This is a genomic window from Micromonospora sp. NPDC047707, assembly GCF_040704235.1.
In the GTDB taxonomy this organism is placed as follows: Bacteria; Actinomycetota; Actinomycetes; order Mycobacteriales; family Micromonosporaceae; genus Micromonospora.
Genome location: NZ_JBEYSU010000131.1, coordinates 1 through 1,989, shown reverse-complemented (window position 1 = coordinate 1,989; position 1,989 = coordinate 1). Strand labels below are relative to the sequence as shown.

Below are 1,989 nucleotides of genomic sequence, written 5' to 3'. Positions count from 1 at the left end.
CCTGTGTTCCGCAAGATCACCTTGCTCTAGTGTCATGAAATCGGGGGTTGAGCTGGGTAAACGCGGCTTGGCCCAGTGACATGGCGTGTCACTAGGCCGGGGTGTTCGTGCTGGTCAGGCGGTCGTGGGTGTCGCGTCGATGATGCGGGGTGGCTCGGTGACCTTGAGCTTGGCGAACAGCGTTTTCTGGGGCTGGGACAGTTCGGTGCGTTGGCAGAAGGTGCCGGCGGGGCCGGTGAATACGCCGATGTGCAGCCGTTCGACTTCTGCGCGGATCTTGTCCCAGGTGTGGCCGGTGCCGGTCTCGGCGACGCGGATGAGCAGCAGCGCGAGCCAGCAGAGCAGGATGTGGGCGCGGATGCGGTCTTCGCGTCGGTGGAACACCGGCCGCAGGTCCAGGGTGGTCTTCATGTCGCGCCAGCCGCGTTCGACTTCGAGGAGTTGCTTGTAGCCCAGGGCGATGTCCTCGGCGGACAGTTTCGGGTCGGAGCAGCGCAGAAGGTACTTGCCGTCCAGGCGCTGCTCGGCCTTGACCGCCGCTTGGTCGATGCGTAGCAGGCCGCCGGGTGTGACGCGTAGGTAGCGGTGCAGGCCGGGCTTGGTGGAGATCACCCCGCGCAGCTCGGCGCGTTTCGTGGCGCTCAGCTTGTCCGAACCGTCGATCTTGGCGGTGAGCTGGGCGATCAGCCGCTCGCGGATGGCGGCGTCACGTTGGGCGGCTTCGGGGTTGAAGCAGATCACGAACCGGTCGTCGGCGCTGATGTTGACTTCCTTGACCTGCAGGTTGTCGGCGACGGTGGCGTAGCGGCCCTGCCGGGCCAGGGCGGCGTCGGCCTCGGCGGTGCCGGCGCGCAGCTTCTCACCGAGGATGTAGCCGCCTGCGCCCTGCTGCAGGAACCTTCTGTTCTCCGCGGAGGCGAAGCCGCGGTCGGCGACCCACACGACACGGGCGAGGCTCCACTCCCGCATGTCGGTCTTGACCTGGCGGATCAGCGCCGAGTCACCGGTGTTACCCGGCCAGCACCACACCCGCACCGGGATGCCGGTGCGGGTGACGGCCATGCCGACCACGACCTGCGGCAGGTCGTCGCGCTGATCCTTGCTCTTGCCGTGGGCGCGGAACCCGGCCTGCTTGACCGCCGCCGGGTCACCTTCGGCCACGACCCGGCCCTTGTCGTCGCGCCAGAGCAGGTCGTCGGCCTCGTCGAGCTCGAAGTAGGTGCTGGTCGTGTCGAAGAACAGCAGGTCGACTTCGAGGTTGAGCAGGTCGGCGATCTGGTCGTAGATCGCCCGGGTCAGCGCCGGTTCGACACCAATCAGCTCGTCCATCGCCCGGTAGCAGGCATCATCGGAGAGCGCGTCCAGACCGGGCATCGCCACGTCGTGGCAGACCCACTCGGCTGCCGCCAGCTTGCTCGATGGCGCCAGGGCCCGGTTGGCCACCAGGGCGAACAGCACCCGTTCCACGTCGGCTTCCCGCCAGCGGGTACCCACCAACCCTGTAATGATCTTGCCGATGCCCAGCTGCCGCCACAGCCCGTCCAGCAGCCACACCCCACCCAACGGCCGCGACTGCACAAACGACAACCCGGCCGGAGCCGTCGCCGCCAGGGCATCGGACGGGTCCAGCAGCCGCGATAGCGCGTCCACCAGGCGGCGCACCCCAGCGACATCCAACTGGTCCTCGCGCCCGAACGAGTACAACACCCGCGTCTTGGACGCCTTGACCACCGGATCCCACTCGTTGTGGGCCAGCTGCAGATAGCGGATCGTCTGCCCGTCGCGGGTCTTACGCGTCGACGCCTTCACGTACACGCGCCAGACCATACACCGACTATGTCGCAACCGATAGATCTCCAGCTAGACAGAGTTATCCACAGATAGGCGTGTCACTAGGGATTTTCGTCGTTTCCACCAGGCTGCGATCCCGTGACCTGCGACTTCACGGCCGCCAGCCGACTATATCGATGTGATCTTGCGGAACGCAGG

Annotated in this window: 1 protein-coding gene; it reads right to left on the bottom strand. The window is 66.6% G+C overall.

What is annotated here, in order from left to right; genetic code table 11:
• Positions 1–114 precede the first annotated feature (114 nt).
• Positions 115–1,827, bottom strand: coding sequence for an IS1634 family transposase (locus tag AB0873_RS32375; protein ID WP_366604583.1), 1,713 nt, complete (start codon positions 1,825–1,827; stop codon positions 115–117).
• Positions 1,828–1,989: the final 162 nt, after the last annotated feature.